At 64.1% G+C, this 3,798-nt stretch carries 5 protein-coding genes; 3 read left to right on the forward strand and 2 right to left on the reverse strand.

Going from position 1 to position 3,798, the window contains the following annotated elements:
- Both GF405_07730 and GF405_07735 read right to left on the reverse strand, forming a co-directional pair.
- Positions 1-310 (reverse strand): collagen-like protein (locus GF405_07730; protein MBD3368046.1); only part of this gene is annotated, 310 nt, incomplete at its 3' end.
- Positions 311-396: 86 nt separating this feature from the next.
- Positions 397-924, reverse strand: a complete 528-nt coding sequence (locus tag GF405_07735; GenBank protein ID MBD3368047.1) for a T9SS type A sorting domain-containing protein — start codon at positions 922-924, stop codon at positions 397-399.
- A gap of 344 nt (positions 925-1,268) precedes the next feature.
- Between GF405_07735 and GF405_07740 the strand changes: the two genes are divergently transcribed.
- The 3 genes from GF405_07740 to GF405_07750 form a co-directional block, all read left to right on the forward strand.
- Positions 1,269-1,481, forward strand: a complete 213-nt coding sequence (locus GF405_07740; GenBank protein ID MBD3368048.1) for a DUF378 domain-containing protein — start codon at positions 1,269-1,271, stop codon at positions 1,479-1,481.
- A 120-nt stretch (positions 1,482-1,601) separates the two neighbouring features.
- Positions 1,602-2,501: a fasciclin domain-containing protein gene (locus GF405_07745; protein MBD3368049.1), complete on the forward strand. Its 900-nt coding sequence runs from the start codon at positions 1,602-1,604 to the stop codon at positions 2,499-2,501.
- Between the two features lie 308 nt (positions 2,502-2,809).
- Positions 2,810-3,798, forward strand: a 989-nt coding sequence (locus GF405_07750) for an acetyl-CoA hydrolase (GenBank protein MBD3368050.1), incomplete at its 3' end; no start/stop codon positions are given.

Here is a 3,798-nt window from a genome sequence, read left to right on the forward strand (position 1 = left end):
CCGGCTCCCCCTCCACGGCGATGCCGAGCCAGTACGGTGCGTCGAACGGCAGGTCGAGCGGTGTGTCGCTCCCGAGGATCACGTTGAAGATCCCGTCGGTCACGGCAACGTGTTTGGATCCGGACCACAGCGTATTCCCGGTTGTTTCGCTGTCGTAGATCGTGAACTCCATCCGATACGTCGCGTCGGGCACGGGACTGCCGACGTCGTCCTTGAGCACGCCCTGATAGCTCATCGTCTTGGGCGGCGCGGCGAGGGCGACCGCCGCGGCCGCGAGGATCACTGCGGCACAGAGTGCTGTCAGTCTCATTCCGGAACCTCCAACCGTCTGGTGCGGGCGTCGGGCGGACGGCACCTCTTCCGGAGGACTCCGCCGGCCGACTCCCGTCGATAAGGCTACTTCAAGAGCACCATCTTCCGTGTCTGGACGAACCCGCCTGAGACCATGCGACAGAAGTAGACGCCGCTGGCGAGCCCGGTGGCGTCGAGCGTCACACGGTGGACCCCCGGTTCCTTCTCGTCATCGGCGAGGGTGCGGACCACCCTCCCATCGACGGAGTAGAGCACGAGACTGACCCGTGACTGCGCCGGAACCGAGTACGAGATCGTCGTGACCGGGTTGAACGGGTTCGGGCTGTTCTGGCTGAGCCTGAAGGCGAGTGGAGCGCCCTCCGGAACGCCCGTCAGGAGCCAGCCGGGCGTGTACCAGAATCCGATTTCCTCAAGGTAGCTTCCTCCCGAGGCCGTCCCGATGGCGCTCTGTCCGACCGTGCCGAGGAGCGAGTAGCTTGCCCCCGAGCCGGACCCGCCGCCGCAGCCTGTGACGCTGCGGTCGATCGAGTACGCTCCGGCTCCCAGCGTCAGCGCAGCCAGAAGGAGGAAGGCGACCAGTGGGATCACCCTCCGCATGGTGCCTCCTTCCATCGGGTCACAGGGCGAGGCGCCGGGAAGGAGGGAGGAGGGCCCGTCACTGTGACCACCTATGCTTACCAAATACAAACTCGAGTTTAACACAGTTCACCCAAGTTGGTCAATGAAGTGCAGGCCTGTGTACGGCGACCCGGGCATCGAGAGTCGGCCAGGGGCTGCCTCGTCAACGCGCCGCGGAAGGGAGCGGTTGGCAAGCGTGGACCGGTTGCCTTCTCCTCGGGCGCCTGCTGGTGATGGTGCGCTCGTCGCACATATCGCTTGACGGGCGACATGACCATGGGTCATATTTGCTGTCGTTGTGACAACGTGGACTTCGTGAGCTTTGCCGGGGAGGCTCCATGAAGACGCTCGATGTGATCGTGGTCATTCTGCTCATCGTGGGCGGGCTGAACTGGGGGCTCGTGGGCATCTTCCAGTTCGACCTCGTCGCGGCGATCTTCGGAGGACAGGGCGCCGTCGTGTCGAGGATCGTCTACACACTGGTCGGTCTGTGCGCGCTCTACCGCCTCCTCATGTGGAAGGCGTTCCCCGAACACCTCGCCCAGGGTTGACCGACCGCTGACCTCTCCGAATCCCCGCGGCAGGTTGCTGCATCCAAGACTGTCGACACGATAGTGCCGGTTCGGTCAATCCGGCCGAATACGGACGCATGTACCCGAGAGGGGGGAGCCATGATGAAACGTATGATGGGCGCGCTCGTGATCGCGTTGCTTGCGATCGCAATGCTCGCCACGGGGTGCGCCGAGCAGCAGGGCGACATCGTGGAGACGGCCGTCTCGGCCGGCAGCTTCACGACGCTCGTGACCGCGCTGACGGAGGCCGGCCTGGTCGAGACGCTCAAGGGCGAGGGACCGTTCACGGTGTTCGCCCCCACAGACGATGCCTTCGCGAAACTGCCCGAAGGGAAGGTCGAGGAGTTGCTCATGCCGGAGAACCGGGAGCTGCTCAAGGCGATCCTGACCTACCACGTCGTCCCCGGCAACGTGATGGCCGCGGACGTCGTCGGCCTGGACTCGGCGACGACGGTCAACGGACAGCGTCTCACGATCACCGTCGACGGCGGCAACGTCATGGTGGACAAGGCCGCGGTGACGCAGACCGACATCGAGGCGACGAACGGTGTCATCCACGTCATCGACTCGGTGCTCATGCCGGCGACGGGGACCATCGTGGAGGTCGCGGACAAGACCGGCAAGTTCGCGACGTTGCTGACGGCGGTCGAGGCCGCGGGCCTCACGGACGTCCTGATGGGCGAGGGGCCGTTCACGGTCTTCGCGCCGACCGACGACGCCTTCGCGAAGCTGCCCGGCGGCACCGTCGAGTCGCTTCTCAAGCCCGCGAACCTCGAGAAGCTGCAGACCATCCTGAAGTACCACGTCGTCTCGGGGCGCGTGTACTCGGATGAGGTCGTCGCGATGGACATGGTGGGAACACTGGCCGACATGGAAGCGCCCGTCTCAGTGATGGACGGCAAGGTCATGGTCGGAGACACGGGTGTCGTCAAGACCGACATCGAGGCGACGAACGGCGTCATCCACGTGATCGACGCCGTGATGATGCCCCCTGAGTAGAGCGTCTCTCTGGTTGGAACAACGCCACGAGGCATCGTGCGTCATCGGGAGCGCTGAGCGGGGAGCCCCGCCCTCACAGGGCGGGGCTCATCGCATTCGTCCGCGGCGCGTCTCGTGCCAAGCCTGAGCCGTTCTCAGGTTCTCACAGAAACGGAACACTTGATGGTCGGTCCCGTGATGCTCCGTATTGCCAATCGGGCTGGCTGGTGGTACCATGTGGAACTTGTTTGCTCTGAGGGCCTTTAATGGCGAATGAGGGCTCAGTCGGGTAGGGTCGTCCGAGTTTGAGCCGAAAGGTGAGGCCGTCTATGGATCCCGCGTGCGCGCACGGGAGTCTGGATCAGCTGCGCGAGCAGTACCCGGACAAGTTCGTGTCCGAGGAAGAGGCCTTCTCCGAGATCCATCGGGGTGACCGCATCTTCATCAGCACAGGGTGCGGCGAGCCGCAGTATCTCGTGCAGGCGCTGACGAACTTCGTCCAGAACCACCCGAACGCCATCTACGGGGCCGAGGTCTTCCACGTCTGGACGCTCGGGGTCGCACCGTACGCCGACCGCAAGCTCCAGGACCATTTCAGACACAACTCCTTCTTCATCTCGAACGCATCGCGCGAGGCGGTCAACGAGGGGATCGCCGACTACTCTCCGGTCTTCCTCTCGCAGATCCCCGACCTCCTGCATCGAGGGCAGGTTCCCGTCGACGTCGCGTTGATCCAGGTGTCGCGTCCCGACGAGCACGGCTACATGAGTCTCGGCGTCAGCGTCGACATCACGAAGGCGGCCGCTGACGAAGCGGCGCTCGTCATCGCGCAGGTCAACGCGAATCAGCCGAGGATCCACGGGGACGCGTTCGTTCACATCTCGGAGATCGACTACCTCATCGCGCACGACGAACCGATGCTCGAGTACGGGGAGACCGGCTCGAACGAGATCGCCGACGAGATCGGCAAGTACGTCGCCCGCATCGTCCAGGACGGCGACACGATCCAGGTGGGCTACGGCGACATCCCCAATGCGGTCATCCGCAACCTCAAGGACAAGAAGCACCTCGGCATCCACACGGAGCTCATCGGCGACGGGCTGGTCGAGCTCATGAAGCTCGGCGTCGTCGACAACTCGAGGAAGACGATCGACCGCGGCAAGGCCGTCGGCACGTTCTGCATGGGGCACAAGAAGACCTACGACTTCCTGGACGACAATCCGGGCGTTCAGTTCCGGCAGATCAACTACACGAACAACCCCCTGACCATCGCGCAGATCCACAACATGACGGCCATCAACTCGTCACTTCAGATCGA

Source organism: Candidatus Effluviviaceae Genus V sp. (assembly GCA_014728125.1).
Taxonomy (GTDB): domain Bacteria; phylum Joyebacterota; class Joyebacteria; order Joyebacterales; family Joyebacteraceae; genus WJMD01.

Coding starts and splice junctions, on each gene's coding strand:
- GF405_07735 (MBD3368047.1), bottom strand. CDS start 924: ATGGAAGGAGGCACCATGCGGAGGGTGATCCCACTGGTCGCCTTCCTC.
- GF405_07740 (MBD3368048.1), top strand. CDS start 1,269: ATGAAGACGCTCGATGTGATCGTGGTCATTCTGCTCATCGTGGGCGGG.
- GF405_07745 (MBD3368049.1), top strand. CDS start 1,602: ATGATGAAACGTATGATGGGCGCGCTCGTGATCGCGTTGCTTGCGATC.